Origin of the sequence: Streptomyces sp. HSW2009, assembly GCF_040240285.1 — a bacterium.
Taxonomy (GTDB): Bacteria; Actinomycetota; Actinomycetes; order Streptomycetales; family Streptomycetaceae; genus Streptomyces.
The window spans coordinates 1-17853 of sequence record NZ_JBEHZD010000105.1 but is presented as its reverse complement, the minus strand read 5'-3'; the positions used below and the strand labels follow the sequence as shown (position 1 = coordinate 17853).

At 76.7% G+C, this 17853-nt stretch carries 2 protein-coding genes; both read right to left on the bottom strand.

Features of this window, described 5'->3' with window-relative positions; translation table 11 throughout:
- Window positions 1–11066: non-ribosomal peptide synthetase (locus tag AAHZ94_RS11185; RefSeq protein WP_349992625.1), on the bottom strand; the 11066-nt coding region annotated here is incomplete at its 3' end.
- Window positions 11063–17584, bottom strand: coding sequence for an amino acid adenylation domain-containing protein (locus AAHZ94_RS11180; protein ID WP_502964644.1), 6522 nt, complete (start codon window positions 17582–17584; stop codon window positions 11063–11065). The genes AAHZ94_RS11180 and AAHZ94_RS11185, both read right to left, overlap by 4 nt.
- Window positions 17585–17853: the final 269 nt, after the last annotated feature.

The window sequence follows — 17853 nt, the reverse complement described above, 5'->3', positions numbered from 1 at the left end:
GCGGCCACCCCGTCGCCGGCCGGGTCGCGCGGGCCGGCCGCGACGGGCGGGCCCGCGCGCACCAGCACCGCGCAGCCGGCGACGGCGGGGTGGCGGTTGAGGACGGCCTCGATCTCGCCGAGTTCGACGCGCAGCCCGCGCAGCTTGACCTGGCCGTCGGCGCGCCCGACGAACACCAGCGCCCCGTCGGCGCGGCGCCGTACCAGGTCGCCGGTGCGGTAGAGCCGGGTGCCCGGTGGGCCGTACGGGTCGGCGACGAAGCGTTCGGCGGTGAGGGCGGCCCGGTTCAGATAGCCGTGGGCGAGTTGGACGCCGCCGAGGTAGAGCTCGCCGACCACGCCGGGCGGGGTGGGGCGCAGCCAGGCGTCGAGCACCAGGGCGCGGGTGTTCCACACCGGGCGCCCGATGGGTACGGCGGCGCCGTCGGTGGGGCCGGTGGGCCAGGCCGTCACGTCGACGGCCGCTTCGGTGGGCCCGTACAGGTTGTGCAGGCGGGCGCCGGGCAGGGCGCGGCGGGTGGTCTCGGCGACGGCCGCGGGCAGCGCCTCGCCGCTGGCGAACACCAGCCGCAGGGTGTCGGGGGCGGTGCCGGCGTCCGTGAGGTGGGCGGTGAAGGCGGCGAGCATGGCCGGCACGAAGTGCACGACGGTGACCCGGTGGCGGCCGATGGCCGCGGCAACCAGCGCCGGGTCGCGGTGCTCGCCGTCGGGGAGCACCACCAGGGCGGCGCCGGCCAGCAGCGGCAGGAACAGTTCCCACACCGAGACGTCGAAGCTGGCGGGCGTCTTGTGCAGCACCCGGTCGGCGGCGCCGATCGCGTACTCCTCGCGCATCCACAGCAGTCGGTTGACGGCCGCCGCGTGGTCGACGACGACGCCCTTGGGGCGGCCCGTCGACCCTGAGGTGTAGATGACATAGGCCGGGTGGGCGCCGGTCAGACCGGCCGGCGGGGCGGCGATGTCGGCGGCGGCCATCTCGGCCGCGGTCTCCGGCTCGTCAAGCACCAACAGGCCCTGGGATACGGGGAGTTGGTTGGCGTGTGCGGTGTCGGTGAGGGTCAGGCGGGGGGCGCTGTCGGTGAGCATGTGGGCGATGCGGTCGGCCGGGTAGCCGGGGTCCACGGGTACGTAGGCGCCGCCGGCGCGCTGCACCGCGTGCACCGCGACGACCAGGTCGACGGAGCGGGGCAGCGCGACGGCGACCCGCTCCGCCGGGCCGACGCCGCGCCCGCGCAGGACGCTGGCGAGCCGGCCGACGCGGGCGTCGAACTCGGCGTGGCTGAGGGTTTCGCCGCCCGGGCCGCCGTCGATGAGGGCGGGGGCCTGCGGGGTGGCCGCGCAGCCGGCGGCCACCAGCGCCGGCAGGGTCTGCGCCGGCACCTCGCGCACCGGCCCTGCGGCGCTGGCCAGCGCGGCGGCGTGGGCGTCCGCGGTCAGGTGCGGGACGCGGTCGAGCGGGGCGTCGGGCGCCGCGGCGAGACGGTCGACGAGGGCGACGAAGCGGTCGGCGAGCGCGCGGGCGGTGGCCTCGTCGAACAGGGCGCTCTGGAAGTGCAGCAGACCGGCGATGCCCTGCCCGCCGGGCCGCTCGGCCAGCGTGAAGCCGAGGTCGAACCGGGAGATGCCGGGGTCGGCACCGAGCGGGGTGACGTCGAGACCCGGCAGCGTGACCGTCTCGTCCGACAGGTTCTGGAACACCAACATCACCTGGAACAGCGGGTGCCGGGCGAGCGAGCGCTCCGGCGCCAGCAGGTCGACCAGTCGCTCGAAGGGCAGGTCGGCGTGTTCGAAGGCGGCCAGGTCGGTGTCGCGCACCCGGCCGATGAGGGTGCGGAAGGTGGGCCGGCCGGAGGTGTCGGTGCGCAGCACCAGCGTGTTGACGAAGAAGCCCACCAGGTCGTCCAGGGCCGCGTCGCCGCGCCCGGCGACGGGGGTGCCGATGGGGATGTCGGTACCGGCGCCGTGCGCGGTGAGCAGCGCCGCGAGAGCGGCCTGTGCGGCCATGAAGACGCTGGTGCCGGTGTCGGCGGTGAGCGCGCGCAGCGCCCGGTGGGTGGCCGGGGACAGGTCGAAGGTGACGGCCGAGCCGCGGTGGTCGGCCACCGGCGGCCGGGGCCGGTCGTAGGGCAGGGCCAGTTCCTCGGGCGCGCCGGCCAGCGCGGTGCGCCAGTAGCCGGCCTGCCGGGCCAGCAGGCTCTCCGGGTCGCTCTCGGCGCCGAGCACCTCGCGCTGCCAGCGGGCGTAGTCGGCGTACGCGACGGGCAGCGGCTGCCAGTTCGGGGCGGTGCCGGCGCGGCGGGCGGCGTACGCGGCGCGCAGGTCGCCGATGAGGGGGCGCATGGACCACTCGTCGCCCGCGATGTGGTGCAGCGTCACCGACAGCACGTGGTCGGCGCCGACGCGCAGCAGCCGGGCCCGGAGCGGGATGTCCCGGGTTATGTCGATGGCGGCGGTGGCGTCCGCGCGCAGCGCCGCGTCCAGGTCGGCCTCGGTGACGGGCACCGGGGTGAGGTCGCCGAGGGCCGCTGCGCCGGCGGCCACGTCGCGTACGTGCTGGTGGACGATGCCGTCCGCGGCGGACGGCCGGGCGGGGGCGGGGACAGGGCTTGTCGGGTCGGTCGGGCCCGGCGTGGTGGTCGGGTCGGTGGTCGGTGCGGGCGATGTTCCGGTGGGGCCGGCCGGGGGCTGCCCGGCGCCGGTCGCAGCCTCGGCTCCGGTGCCGGCTCCGGTGCCGGCGGCCCCCGCGCCCGCCTGGGCGGCTGGCGCCGGCCCCGCCTCCGGAAGGTGCGTCTTCGGGAATTCCGGCTCCGGGAATTCCGGCTCCGCCTCCGGGAAGACCGTGCGCAGCGGTTCGTGGCGGGCGATCAGGTCGACGAGGGCGGCGCGCAGTGCGGGCGCGTCGAGTTCGCCGGTCAGCCGGAGGGCGAAGTACAGGTTGTAGGTGGCGCTCGGGCCGTCAAGGCGGTGCAGGAACCACAGCCGCTGTTGGGCGAAGGACAGCGGTTCCCGTGCGCTGCGCTCGCCCGCCGTCAGCGGGGCGCGGTGGCCGCCGCGCGGCAGCACCACATCGGCCAGTGCGGCCGGCGTCGGGTGGTCGAAGACGTCCCGAATGGCGACGTCGGCACCGAGCGTGGCGCGGATGCGGTTGGCGAGCCGCATCGCCAGCAGCGAGTGGCCGCCCAGCGCGAAGAAGTCGTCGTCGGGCCCGGCGTCCGGCTGGTCGAGCAGGTCGGCGAAGAGGCCGACGAGGACGGCCTCGCGCGGGTCGCGGGGCGCCCTGGCCACCTCGCTGACGGCGCGTTCGGGCGCGGGCAGCGCGGCGCGGTCCACCTTCCCGTTGGGCGTCAGCGGCAGCCGCTCCAGCGGCACGGTCAGCGAGGGCATCAGGTGCGCCGGCAGCTTCCCGGCGAGGAAGTCGGCGAGCCCGCCGGCCGCCCCGGTGACGTAGGCGATCAGCCGCTGGCCGCCGGAGGCGTCCGGGGCGGCCACCACCACCGCGTCCTCGACCCCCGGGTGTTGGCGCAGCACGGCCTCGATCTCGCCGGGTTCCACCCGGTGGCCGCGGATCTTCACCTGGTGGTCGACGCGCCCGGCGATCCGCAGGGTGCCGTCGGCGCGCCGCGCGGCGAGGTCGCCGGTGCGGTAGAGCCGGGCGCCCGCCGGCCCGAACGGGGCCGCCACGAAGCGTTCGGCGGTCAGCCCCGGCCGGCCCAGGTAGCCGCGGGCGAGGCCGGCGCCGCCGATGTAGAGCTCGCCGAGTGCGCCGGTCGGCACCTCGCGCAGCCAGGGGTCGAGCACGTACAGGTCGGTGTTGCGCAGCGCCCGGCCGATGTGCGGCGCCTGGTCGCCGGTCAGGTCGCCGGCCGTGGACCAGACGGTGGTCTCGGTCGGCCCGTACAGGTTGAGCAGCCGCTCGCCGTGCGCGGCGAGGGTGGCCGCCAGGTCGGGGGCGAGCGGTTCGCCGCCGGAGAGCAGGTGCAGCCCGGCCAGCGCGCCGGGGACCGCCTCGGCCAGGCCCCGCCACAGCGAGGGGGTGGCTTGCAGATGGGTGGCAGCGGTGCGCTCGGCCAGGCGGGCCAGCAGCCGCGGGTCGGTGACCTCGCTGCGGCCGGCCAGAACGACGGTGCCGCCGGTGCACAGCGGTACGAACAGTTCCAGGGCGGCGATGTCGAAGCCGACGGTGGTCACGGCCAGCAGCCGCTGTCCCGGCCCGGCGTCCAGCAGGTCGGCCGCCGCCACCAGCAGGTTGTCCAGGCCGCGGTGGGTGACGACGACGCCCTTGGGCCGGCCGGTGGAGCCCGAGGTGTGGATGACGTACGCGGCGCCTTCGGGGCGTACCGGCGCCGGCGGGGTGTCGGCGGCGCAGGGCTGCGCGCCGGCGGCCGGGTCCTGGTCCGGCGGGGCGAGCAGCGGCGAAGCGGCGTCGACCACCAACAGCGGGCGGGCGTCGGCCAGCAGGTAGGTGATCCGCTCGGCCGGGAAGTCCGGGTCGATCGGCAGATAGCCGGCGCCGGTACGGGCGACCGCGAGCAGGGTGGCGACCAGGTCGGCCGAGCGGGGCAGCGAGACGGCCACCAACTGCTCGGGCCCTGCGCCGTGCCGGAGCAGCCGGCCTGCGATGAGCCGGGCGCGCCGGTCGAGCTCCCGGTAGCTGAGCTCGGTGTCGCCGACGATCAGCGCCGGGGCGTGCGGGGTCACCGCGGCCTGCCGGGCGAACCGCTCGGCCAGGCCCAGCGGCGCCTGCGGCTGCCGCGGGCCGTGCAGGGCCCGGGCGTGTTCGGGCCCTGGGCGTACCGCGGTGACCTGGGTGGCCGGCTGGTCGACGAGCCGGGTGAGGACGTCGACGAGTTGGCCGCCGATCTCGCTGGCCCGCTCGCGGGGCAGGAGTTCGGGGCGGTGGTCGATGGCGAGGCCGAGCCGGTCGGTGCCCGGCAGCGCGACGAGCACCAGCGGGTAGTGGGTGGCGTCGTGGCCCTGGGCGCCGGTGACCGCGAGGCCGGCGCTGGCCTCGGTGCGGCGCAGTTCGGCCGAGTCGACCGGGTAGTTCTCGAACAGCAGCAGCGTGTCGAAGAGCGTGCGGTGGCCGCTGGCGCGCTGGAGCTCGGCCAGCGACTCGTACTGGTGGTCCATCATGCGGGTCTGCTGGTCGCGGACCGCGTGCACGACGTCCACCAGGCGCTGACCCGGGGCGAGCGTCACCCGGGTGGGGAGGGTGTTGATGAACAGGCCGATCATCCGGTCCGCGCCGTCCAGGTCGGCGGGCCGGCCGGAGACGGTGACGCCGAAGACCACGTCGGTGCGGCCGGTGAGCCAGCCGAGGAGCACCGCCCAGGCCGCTTGCAGTACGGCGTTGACGGTCAGCCCCTCGGCGCGGGCGAAGGCGGTGATGCGGGCCGCGAGGTCGGTCGGCAGGTCCACCTCCACCCGGCTGGGCACGCTCGCGGGCGCCGCGTCGCCGTCCGGTGCGATGAGGGTGGGACCGTCGATGTCGGCGAGGGTGGCGCGCCAGGCTTCGGCGGTGGCGGCCCGGTCCCGGTCGGCGAGCCAGAGCAGGTAGTCGCGGTAGGGGCGGGGGGCGGGTTCGGGCGTGCCGCGGTAGAGGCCGAGCAGGTCGCGGATGAGCAGCGGGCCCGACCAGCCGTCCAGCAGCAGGTGGTGCGAGGTCAGGGACACCTGGTGGGTCCGGGGGCCGAGTTGGATGACGGTCAGCCGGATCAGCGGCGGCCGTTCCAGGTCGAACCGGCGGCTGCGCTCCTCCTTCAGGAGCCTGGCGGCCTCCGCGCGCAGGTCGTCCGGGACGGCCGTGCCCGGGGTGGCGGCGCCTGGGCTGGTGGTGCCCCGGGGGGCGGCGTCCGGGGTGGCTTCGGTGTTGGCGGCCGAGGCGGTGTCGGCGCCCGGGGCTCCGTCCCACAGGCGGACGGCGCGCCAGGGCATGCGGACCCGTTCCGGGACGACCTGGAGCGGGCCCGCGTCCGGCCGGCCGCGGAAGGCGGCGCGCAGATTGGGATGGCGGACCAGCAGTTCATCGGCGGCGGCCCGCAGCCTGGCCTGGTCGAGATCGCCCTCGATCTCCAGGGTGAGCTGGGTGGTGTAGACGTCGGGCCCGGTGCCTTCGGCGTCGTACGAGGAGAGGTCACGCGAAGGAAGGTCGGGCGAAGGAAGGTCGTGCGAAGAGAGGTCGTACGAGGAGAGGAAGAACAGGCCCTCCTGGAGCGGGGAGAGCGGGAGCAGTTCGGTCAGCGGTCCGGCCGCCGCCTCGATGGTCTCGATCTCCTGCTGGTCGACGGTGACCAGCGGGAAGTCCCCGGGGCTGTGGCCGCCGGCGCCGGGGCGGGTGCCGGCCGCGGCGAGCGCGTCGACGGCGGCGCGCCAGCAGCGGGCCAGCTCCCGCACCTCGGGCTCGGACAACAGCCGGGCCGGGAAGGTGAAGGCGGCGGTCAGCCGTGGTCCATCAGGACCGTCCACGGTGGAGGCGTTGAGCTGGAGGGTGTGCGAGGCGGGCAGCCGGTCGTCCGCACCGCCGCCGAGCGAGCCGGTGAGCGCGGCGGGCGCCCAGTCACGGCCGGCCGCCTCGCCGCCGGCGCCGAACCGGCCGAGGTAGTTGTAGCCGATGGTGGCGGTGGGCAGCGCGGCGAGGTGCCCGTCCGGGTCGGGCCGCAGGTGGCGCAGCAGGCCGTGGCCGATGCCGCTGTCCGGGGCGGCGCGCAGTTGTTCCTTGATCCGCTTGAGGGCGGCGGCCGGGTGGTCGGCGGCGGCCGGATCGAGCCCGGCCAGGTCCAGGCGTACCGGGTGGACGCTGGTGAACCAGCCGACCGTACGGGAGAGTTCGGCGCCCGGCACGGCCTCTTCGACCCGGCCGTGACCCTCGATGTCGACCAGCACCGGGCGGGACCGGCCGCGCCAGGCGGCCAGCGCCAGCGCGAGTGCCGTCAGCAGCAGCGCGTCAGGACCGGTGTGGAAGGCGTCCGCGACCTCGGTCAGCAGCGGGCCGGTGGTGGCCTGCGGGACCTCGACGGTGACGGTGCGCAACGTGCCCAGGGTGTCCTGGTCGGGGTCGAGCGGCAGCGGGCTCGGGCGGAGCGGGTCGCCGGCCGTCAGGGCGCGCCAGTGGTCGAGTTCGGCGGTGCGGCGCGCGGAGTTCGCCTCGTCGGCCAGGCCGAGCGCCCAGGCGCGCAGCGGGGTGCCGACCGGCGGCAGGGTGGCGGTGCGGCCGTGGCTCGCGGCCTCGAACGCGGCGGCCAGGTCTTCGGTCAGCACGCGCCAGGAGACGCCGTCGACGACGGCGTGGTGGATGAGGACGGCCAGCAGGCCGGGCCGGTGCGCTCCGGCGTCCAGCCACACCAGGCGGAGCATGGCGCCGGCGAACGGGTCGAGCCCGGCTGCGGCCCCAGCCGCGTGGCGGCGCAGCGTCGCGGCGAGCGCGTCATCGGCGACGCCCGCGGCGTCCACCCGGGTCAGCAGCCCGTCCGGCGCGGTGCTGCCGGGCGCGGGGATCTCCAGGCTGGTGCGGGTGAGGGTGGCGCGCAGTGCGTCGTGGTGGTCGATGACCTGGCCGAGCCCGGCGACGAGGTGTTCGCGTCGGGTGCCGGCGGGGGTGCGCAGCACGGTCGACTGGTGGTAGTCGGCGATCGGGCCGCCGCGCTCCACCAGCCAGCGCAGGATCGGGGTGAGCGGGGCGCTGCCGGTGGCGGGCACGGCGCTCGGTGCGGGCTCGGCCGGCCGCTGTTCGACGGCGGCGAGCGCGGCCACGGTGCGGCGCTCGAAGACGTCGCGGGGGCGCAGCCGCAGGCCCTGCCGGCTGGCGGCGCCGACGAGTTGGATGGAGGAGATGCTGTCGCCGCCGAGGGCGAAGAAGCTGTCGTGCACGCCGACCTCGGGCAGCCCGAGCACGTCGGCGAAGAGGCCGGCGATGAGGCGTTCGCGCTCGGTGCGCGGGGCGGTGCCCTCGCTGGTGCGGGTGGTGTCCGGGGCCGGCAGTGCCGCCCGGTCGATCTTGTTGGCGCGGGTGACGGGCAGCGTGTCCAGGGCGACGAAGGCCGCGGGCACCAGGTGTTCGGGCAGCGTGTCGGCCAGCCAGTCGGCCAGTTCGTCGGCGGTGGCGGTGGCGCCTTCGGCGTGCACGACGTAGGCCACCAGGCGCTGCGGGCCGCCCGCGTCGGCGCGGGCGACGACCACGGCGCGGGCGACGGCCGGGTGGTCGGTGAGCAGCGCCTCGATCTCGGCGGGTTCGACGCGGAAGCCACGGATCTTGATCTGGTGGTCGGTGCGCCCGGCGTACTCCAACTCCCCCGCCGCGTTCCAGCGGGCCAGGTCGCCGGTGCGGTACATGCGGGCGCCGGCCGGCCCGAACGGGCAGCCGACGAAACGTTCGGCGGTGGTGCCGGGCCGGCCCACGTAGCCGCGGGCCAGGCCGGCGCCGGCGATGTAGAGCTCGCCGAGCACACCGGGCGCCACCGGGCGCAGCGCCGCGTCCAGGACGTAGGCGCGCTTGTTGACGTCCGGCGGGCCGATGGGGATCGGGCCGCCGTCCCAGGAGGTGGGTACGAGCCAGGTGGCGGAGTTGACCACGGCTTCGGTGGGCCCGTACGCGTTGAAGAGCCGGTGCCTGCGGGCCCAGGTGCGGACCACTTCGGCGGGCAGCGCCTCGGTGCCGACGATCAGCGTCATCTCCGACGGGAGCTGCGCGTCGGTGGGCAGCGAGGCGACCACGGTGGGCGGGATGACGGCGAGCGTGATCCCGGCGTCCGCGAGGAAGTCGGCGAGCGGCGCGCCGGCCCGCTGCTCCTCGGGCACCACGACCAGGGTGGCGCCGGCGAAGAGGGAGTTGGCCAGCTCGCAGAAGGTGACGTCGAAGCTGGGCGAGGCGAACTGGGTGACCCGGTCACCGGGCCCGGTCGCGAAGCAGTCGTGGGCCCAGGCGATGAGGTCGACCAGCGGCCGGTGCTCGACCAGGACGCCCTTGGGGGTGCCGGTGGAGCCCGAGGTGTAGATGACGTACGCGGCGTGTTCCAGGCGCAGCGGGGCCAGCCGGTCGGCGTCGGTGGGGTCGTGGGCCGGGCCGTCCTGCGGGAGTTCGGCGATGCGGGCGGTGGGGGTGCCCAGGTCCCAGGGGTCGGTGGGCGCGCCGGGGGCGGCCAGGATCAGGTGGGGCCCGGCGTCGCGGACCAGGGCCCGCAGCCGGTCGGCCGGGTAGTCGGGGTTGAGCGGCAGGAACACGCCGCCCGCCTTGCCGATGGCCAGTTGTGCCACGTACACGTCGGCGCCGCGCGGCAGGGCCACGCCGACCGGCCGTTCGGGGCCGACGCCGAGCCGGATGAGCTGGTGGGCCAGCCGGTTGGCGCGCTCGTTGAGTTCGGCGTAGGTCAGCTCCGTGGCGCCGGCCACGACGGCGGGCCGCTGCGGCACCCGGTGGGCCCAGTGCTGGAAGAGCTCGGGCAGTGTGCGGGGCTCGACCTGGACGTGGTGGCCGTTCCAGCCGGTGGTGACCTGTTCGCGGTCGGCGGGGGCGAGCAGGTCGAGCCCGGCGAGCCGGCGTTCGGGGTCGGCGGTGAAGGCGGCGACGGCCCGGTGCAGCCGGTCGGCGACCTCGCGCACCCGGTCGGCGGTGAGGACGTCGGTGCGGTGGCGCAGGGTGAGGCCGAGGCCGCCGTCCGCGGTGGGCGCGGCGACCAGGGTGAGCGGGTAGTGGGTGGCGTCGGCGCCGGTGATGGCGCGCACCCGCAGGTCGCCGAAGACGGTGTCGGCACCGGCCTGGCCGTCGGCGGCCGAGCCGTCGCCCGGGGTGTCCACGAGGTAGTTCTCGAAGACCGCGAGGGTGTCGAAGAGCGGGCCGAGCCCGGCGGTGCGCTGGATGTCGCCGAGGCCGGTGTGGTGGTGGGCCAGCAGCGCGGCCTGTTCGGCCTGCACCCGGGTCAGCAGGGCGGCCAGCGTCTCTTCGTACCGCAGCCGGATGCGGACCGGGACGGTGTTGATGAACAGGCCGACCATGGACTCCACGCCCGGCAGTTCGGCCGGGCGGCCGGAGACGGTGGAGCCGAAGACCACGTCGCGCCGGCCGGTGAGGTCGGCGAGCACCAGCGCCCACAGGGTCTGCACCACGGTCGGCACGGTGGTGTCCAGCCGGCGCGCGGCGTCGGTGAGCGCGGCCGACAGCGCCGGGTCCAGGTCGACGGCGACGGAACCCGGCACCGCCGGGGGCGTGTCGGCCGCGCCGGGGGCGATGAGCGTGGGCCCTTCGAGTCCGGCCAGGTGGGTGCGCCAGGCGTCCTCGTCGGCCGCGGCGTCGCGGGCCGCGGCCCAGGCCAGGTAGTCACGGTAGGGGCGGACGGGCGGCAGTCCCGACGGGTCGCCAGCGGCGGCGTAGAGGGCGAAGAGTTCCTGGATCACCTTCGCCGTCGACCAGCCGTCGAGCAGCAGGTGGTGGTGGGTGAGCAGCAGGTGGTGCCGGCCCGGGCCGAGGCGGATGGCGGTGAACCGGATCAGCGGCGGGGGGGGGGGGGGGGGGGGGGCGCGCCCCCGCGCCGGGGCGCGGGCGCGACAGGCGGCCGGGCCGGGCGGGGGGGCGGGGGGGGGGCGGTGGGGGCGGGGGTGCACCGGGAGCGGCGGGGGGGGGGCCTGGGCCACCGGCCCCCGCCGGTCGGCTTCGACGATCTCTGCGAGCCGGCGGCGCTGGGCTTCGCCGACGGGGGGTGCTGTGTCCGTTGGGGTTGCCGCGTCCGCTGGGGGTGCCGGGGCTGCCGGCTCCGACCGGTCTGCCGGCTCGGTCGGCCCTGCCAGCCCCGACAGGTCGTGCTCCTGCCAGCCCACCTCGACCCGGGCCGGGATCAGTGTGACGGGCTCGCCGTTCTTGCGCTGTCGGAAGGCCGCCTTGAGGTTGGGGTGCCGCTCCAGCAGGGCGCCGGCGGCGGCACACAACCGGTCGGCGTCGAGCTCGCCTTCCAGGTCGAAGCCGAGTTGGACGGTGTAGACGTCCAACGCACTCTCGTCGTACGACGAGAGGAAGAACAGGCCCTTTTGCAGGGGGGACAGCGGCAAGATGTCCTGAAGTCCCGAACGCGCCCCGCTCACAGATTCCTCCACTCGTCTTCGAACTCATCGATCTCGTCCTGACTCAGGGTCAAGAGCCCCAGGTCGGACGGGGTGTGTCCGGCGGCGGTGCCGCCCCGTGCGCTGTCCAGCAGCGTCTTGAGGGCGGCCCGCCACCGGTGGTCGAGCTCCGCGACCTGCGCCGTGTCGAGCAGCAGGCCCGCGTGGTGCCAGGTCACCGAGAGCTCGGTGCCCGTGGGGCGGCGCAGTGCGGTGAGGGTCAGGTCGAGCGTGGTGTCCACGCCGATGTCCGCCTCCGCCCGCCACAGGTCCTTCGATTCGGCGGCCGGGGTCCACGGCGGTACGTGGTCCCCTCCGGCGCCGCCCGGGCGGGCTCCGCCGGGAGCGCCCGGGGGAGCGCCCGGGGTACGCCCGACCTGGTCGGGGCCTTCCTGGGTGGGTCCCGTCTGCGCGGGTCCCGTCTGCGCGGGTGCGCCTAGCGCGGCACCCGTCTGGGTGGGTGCGGCTTCCGCAGGTCCCTCCGGGGTGGGTTCCGCCGGCTGGTCGACGTCGAACCTGCCGAGGTAGTTGAAGCTGATCTGGGGGCGCGGCCCCTTGGCCAGTTCGGCTCCCGACTGCGGGTCCAGGTAGCGCAGTTGGCCGAAGCCCAGGCCGTCGGAGGGCACCGCGCGCAGCCGTTCCTTGACGTGCTTGAGCAGCCTCCCGGCCGCCGCCGGGTCCTCGTGGGCGGCCCGGGCGGCGTCGCCGTCACCGGTCAGCCGTACCGGGTACAGGCTGGTGAACCAGCCCACGGCCCGCGCCGGCTCCCGGCCACCGGGCAGTACGGCGGCGCTGCGACCGTGCCCCTCCATCAGCACCAGGACCGATTCCCGGCCGGGGCGCCAACTGCGGACCGCCATGGCCAGCGCGGTCAGCAGCACCTCCTGCTCGCCGCAGTGGAAGGCGGCCGGCACCTCACTCAACAGCGGTTCGGCGAGTTCGGCCGGCACGGTCGTGGCCAACCGTCGTACGGTCTCCGGCCGGTCGCGTGCCGGATCGAGTGCGCGTACCCCGATCGGCGGGTCAGGCTGCTCCAACACCTCGCGCCAGTAAGGGAGTTCGGTGCGGCGCTCGGCGGCCTTCGCGGTCAGGGCGTCGGCCCAGGCGCGGAAGGAGACCTCCACCGGCGGCAGTTCGACGGCCCGCTCCGGGTCGTCCGCGCTCCCCTGCCACGCCTGGACCAGGTCGGGCAGCAGCACCCGCCAGGAGACGGCGTCCACCACCAGGTGGTGGGCGAGCAGCAGCAGCCGGCCGGGAGCGGCGGGCCCGGGGTCGAACCAGACGGCCCGGAACACCTCGCCCCGGGCCGGATCGAGGGACTCGGTCGCCGCACGGGACGCGCTGCGCACGGCGGCGCGCAGGGCCTGCGGGTCGTCGGCCGGTACGGGCACCCGGCGCAGCACCCGGGCGGCGTCCACCGCGCCGGGCGGGGCCACTTCAAGGGTCCATGGCTCCGCTGCGGGCGCCTGGGGATCGGATGACGGGTCGGACGGCGGGCCGGTCTGCGGGTCGGACTGCGGGCCGGTCTGCGAGTCGGACGGAGCGGTGTGGAGGGTGGCGCGCAGCATGCCGTGGTGGTCGAGCACGGTGCGCAGCGCGCCGAGCAGCCGCTCGGGCCCGGCCGCGGGCGGGACGGTGACCAGCAACGACTGACTGTAGGTGCGCAGGTCGCCGCCGCGCTCGCGCAGCGCGTGCATAACCGGGGTGAGCGGCACGGTGCCGGTGCCGGCGTCGTGTTCGGCCGCCGCGTCCCGCGGGGCCGGCGTGGCGACCAGCGCGAGGGCGGCGACGGTGCGGTGTTCGAAGACCTGGCGCGGGGTGATCACCCAGCCGGCCCTGCGGGCGGCGCTGACGAGTTGGATGGAGGTGATGCTGTCACCGCCGAGCGCGAAGAAGCTCTCGTGCGCGCCGACCTCCGAGAGCCGCAGCAGGGCGCCGATCTGCTCGGCGATGACGCGCTCGGCCGGGCTGCGCGGGGCGGTCTGCTCCGCGCCGGGCGTGGCCCGCTGGGGTGCCGGCAGCGCGCGGCGGTCCACCTTGCCGCTGCTGGTCAGCGGGAGGGCGGCGAGCACCACCAGATCGGCCGGGACCAGCGCGGCGGGCAGCCGGGCGGCGGCGTGTCGCAGCACGGCCGCGGCGTCGAGCGCGTCGGTGGCGGTGCCGGGCCGCGGGGTGAGGTAGCCGACCAGCCGGGCGGCGCCCGGGGTGTCCTCGCGGACCAGCACGGCGGCGTCCGCGACGTCGGCGTGGTCCAGCAGCGCGGCCCGCACCTCGGCCGGTTCGATCCGTACGCCGCGCAGTTTGACCTGGTCATCGGCGCGGCCGGCGAACTCCAGCTCGCCCGCGCTGTTCCAGCGGGCCAGGTCGCCGGTGCGGTAGAGCCGGCCGCCGGGTGGTCCGAAGGGGTCGGCGACGAACCGTTCGGCGGTACGCGCCGGGTCGCCGAGGTAGCCGCGGGCGAGTTGGACGCCGGCCAGGTACAGCTCCCCCACCACGCCGGGCGGCACCGGGGCGAGCCTGGCGTCCAGCACGTACGCGCGGGTGTTGTCGCCGGGCGTGCCGAGCGGCACGGTGCCGGGGTGGCCGGGGGCGGCGGGGCGCGCGGTGACGTCCACGGCCGCCTCGGTGGGGCCGTACTGGTTGACGAGCTGCGCCCGCCGGCCCTGGTACCAGGCGTCGACGAGTTGGCCCGGCAGTTCCTCGCCGCCGCTGAACACCCAGCGCAGCCCGTCCAGCGGCGTCGCCGGCGGCTCGGCGACGAACAGGGCGCGCATCGACGGCCCGAAGTGCACGGCGGTGATCTGCTGGTCGCGGATCACCTCGGCCAGGTAGGCCGGATCGCGGTGGCCGTCCGGGCGGGCCACGACCAGGGCGGCGCCGCCGAGCAGCGGCCCGTACTGCTCCCACACCGCCACGTCGAAGCCGGGCGCCGCCTTGTGGAGCATGCGGTCGCCGGGGCCGAGCGGGTAGCGCCGCTGGTTCCACACGAGCCGGTTGACCAGCGCCCGGTGCGGTACGGCGACGGCCTTGGGCCGACCGGTCGAGCCCGAGGTGTGCAGCACGTAGGCGGTGTGCAGCGGGTGCGGCGGGCGGGTCGCGGCCGGCGGGGTCGGCGGGTGCGCGGCCACCTCGGCGAGCAGCGCCGGGTCGTCGATCCGTACGGTGGCGACGCCCTCGGGGACGGCGCCGGCCAGGGCGGCGGCGGTGGCCGATTCGGTGAGGACGAGGGCGGGCGCGGTCTCGGCGAGCAGCGCGGTCAGTCGCTCGGTCGGGTGCGCGGGGTCGAGCGGGAGGTAGCCGGCGCCGGCGTGTTGGACGGCGTGGGCGGCGATCACCGAGTCCGTCGAGCGGGGCAGCAGCACCGCGACGAGCCGGTCGGGGCCCGCGCCCCGGTCGGCCAGGGCGTGGGCGAGCCTGGCGGCCCGCTCGTACAGCTCGCGGTGGGTGAGGGTGGCGCCTGCTGCGATGACGGCGGGCGCGTCGGGCGTCCGGGCCGCCTGCTCGGCCAGCGCCTGCGGCACGGTGGCCGGTGCCACGCTCGTCGCGGTCTCGTTCCACGCCACCAGCACCCGGTGCCGTTCGGCGTCGGTGAGCAGGTCGATCGCGGTGACCGGCCGCTCGGGCCGGTCGGCGAAGGCGGCCAGTACCCGGGTGAAGGCAGCGGCGATCCGGTGCACGGTCGGCGCGTCGAACAGGTCGGTGCGGTAGGTGATGCCACCGGTCAACTCGCCTTCTGCGCCTGGGTGTTGAACCAGGGTGAAGGTGAGGTCGAACTTGGCGGTCCGGGTGTGCACGGCCACCGGCTCGCTGTCCAGGTCACCCAGCCGCGGCCCGGCCGGGGTGCGGGTCTGGTGGTTGAGCATCACCTGGAAGAGCGGGTGCCGGGCCAGCGAGCGCTCCGCGCCGAGTTCGTCCACCAGTCGCTCGAAGGGGACCTGTGCGTGGTCGAACGCGGCCAGGTCGGCCGCCTTGACCCGCTCCACCAGCTCGATCGCGCTCGGGTCGCCGGTCACGTCGGTGCGCAGCACCAGCGTGTTGACGAAGAAGCCGACCAGGTCGTGCAGGGCGTGGTCGTCGCGGCCGGCGATGAGCGTGCCGATCGGCAGGTCGCTGCCGGCGCCCAGCCGTTCGAGGAGTGCGGCGAGCGCGGCGTGCGCCACCATGAACGGCGTGGCGCCGGTGCGACGGGCCAGCGCGGCCAGGCCGCGCCGTACCGCGGCGGGCACGGCGAACTCCACGACCTCGCCGTCGTATCCGGCCGATGCGCCGCGCGGCCGGTCCAGCGGCAGCGCGAGTTCGGCCGGGGCGCCGGCGAGGCGCTCCCGCCAGTGGGCGATCTGCTGGCTGGTGCCGCTGGTGGGGTCCTCGTCGGTGCCGAGCACCCGTTGCTGCCACAGCGCGTAGTCGGCGTACTGCACGGGCAGCGGAGCCCACTGCGGGGCGCGCCCGGCGGCCCGGGCCGCATACGCGGTGGCGAGGTCGCCGAGCAGCGGTCGCACCGACCACTCGTCACCCGCGATGTGGTGCAGGACCAGCAACAACACGTCGCCCGAGGCCGACCGCCCGGGCCGCGGCGCGGCAGCACCACTGTCCCCGTCGGCGGCAGCACCGGCCGGCGCGCCGTCCGCGTGGCGCAGCACGGCGGCGCGCAGCGGCAGGTCCCGGGTGAGGTCGAAGGGGCGTACGGCCGCGGCGTGCAGCGCGGTGGCCAGCGGGTCGGTGGCGTCGGCGACGCCGGCGGGCGGGAGTGGGGTGGGGGCCGGCGGTGGCAACTCGATCAGTTCGACGTCGACCCGGGCCTGCTCTGCGGGTACGACGTGTTGCCGCGGCAGGCCGTCGGTGTCGGGGAAGACGGTGCGCAGCGCCTCGTGCCGCACCGCCACGTCGTGCAGGGCGGCCCGGACGGCAGCCACGTCGATGCGGCCGGTGAGCCGCAGCGCGATGGGCACGTTGTACGCCGGAGTGTCGGCGTCGAGCCGGTCGAGGAACCACAGTCGGCGCTGGGCCGGGGAGAGCGGCACCTCGGCCGGGCGCTCGCCCGCCACCAGGGGCACGGCGCGCTCACCCGCGGGCCGCAGCAGGGCGGCGGTGGCGGCCGGGGTGCGGGCGGTGAACAGGTCACGCACCGCGAGTGAGACGTCCAGCGCCGCCCGTACCGTCCCCACCAACCGCATCGCCGAGAGCGAGTGCCCGCCGGCGGCGAAGAAGTCCTGGTCGGGACCGATCGACGGCACGCCGAGCGCCTCGGCGAAGAGTCGGCACAGCAACTCCTCGCGCTGCCCGAGCGGGGCACCACCGGAGTCGGCCGCCACCCGCGGGGCGGGCAGCGCGGCCCGGTCCAACTTTCCGTTGGCGGTGAGCGGAAGCCGCTCCAGCAGCACCACGGCGGTGGGCACCAGGTACTCCGGCAGACGCTGTGCGAGCCGGTCGCGCAGCGTGCGGGCGAACGCGGCGTGCTGCTCGGCCCGCCGGGGCTCGACCTCCCCCGTAACCGCCGGCACCACGTAGGCCACCAGCGCAGGGCCGCCAGGCCCCTCCGTGCGGACGAGTACCGCGGCGTGCGCCACCTCGGGCAGGGCGCGGAGTGCCGCTTCCGGTTCGCCGGGCTCGATCCGGTAGCCGCGCAGTTTGACCTGGTCGTCGGCGCGGCCGAGGAAGTCGAGCCGGCCGTCGGGGCGGACCCGCACCACGTCGCCGGTGCGGTACATCCGCGCGCCGGGCGGGCCCGCCGGGTCGGCGACGAACCGCTCCGCGGTCAGCCCGGGTTGCCCGGCGTAGCCGCGGGCGAGGCCGGCGCCGGCGAGGTAGAGCTCGCCCGGGACGCCGTCGGGCACCGGGCGCAGCGCGCCGTCCAGGACGCTGGCGGCCATCCCGTCCAGCGGGGTGCCGATCGGCAGCGGGGCGTGGTCGCCACCGGCCGGGGTGGGGGTGGCCGGGGCGGTCGGGGTGGCGGAGGTTTCGGGCCCGGCCGCGGCCCCCCCCGGGGGCGGCGCCCCCCGCCGCCCCGCGGCCGGCCCGGGCGCTACCGGCGGGTGGGCCCGGCCCTCGCCCGCCGTGGCGAACGTGGTGGTCTCCGTCGGCCCGTACCCGTTGACGATGCGGATGCCGGGCACCGCCGCGCGCACGGCCCCGACCGCGGCGGGTGACACCACGTCCCCGCCCGTCCAGACCTCGCGCACGCTACGGAAGGCATCCGGCACCTCGTGGGCCAGCAGCGCGAACAGACCGGCCGTCAGCCACAGCGCGGTGGCGCCGCTGGTGGGCAGCAGGGCCCGCCAGTCGGCCGGGGTCGCGTCGCCGTCCGGCGCCACCACCACCTCGCCGCCGCGCAGCAGCGGCACCCACAGCTCGTAGCTGGCCGCGTCGAAGGAGTGCGGGGAGTGCAGCAGTACGGCGCGGTGTGCCGGGCCGTCCCAGCGTGCGTCGGCGGCCAGGGCCAGTACGGCCGCCTGTTCCACCGCGACGCCCTTGGGCCGGCCGGTGGAGCCCGATGTGTACATCACGTACGCCAGGTGGTCGGGGCGCACCGGCGTGGGCGGGGCGAGGTCGGCGACAATCCCGGTGCCGGTGCCGGTGCCGGTGCCGGTGCCGGTGCCGGTTCCGGTTTCGGTTTCGGGGGCAGCGGCGGGCGGCGTCGTTGCCCGCGGCGGTACGAGGGGCAGCGCGTCGGCGAGGCCGGCCGCTGCCGCGGCGGGGGCGGCGGGGGCCCCGGCGCCCGCCCCCGCCCCGGCGCGCCCGTGCCCGGCCCCGGGGGCGGGCCCCCCCCGGG

What these genes read in the sequence shown, in the direction of transcription:
- AAHZ94_RS11180 (WP_502964644.1), bottom strand. Translation starts at nt 17,584, where the DNA reads ATGTACACATCGGGCTCCACCGGCCGGCCCAAGGGCGTCGCGGTGGAA.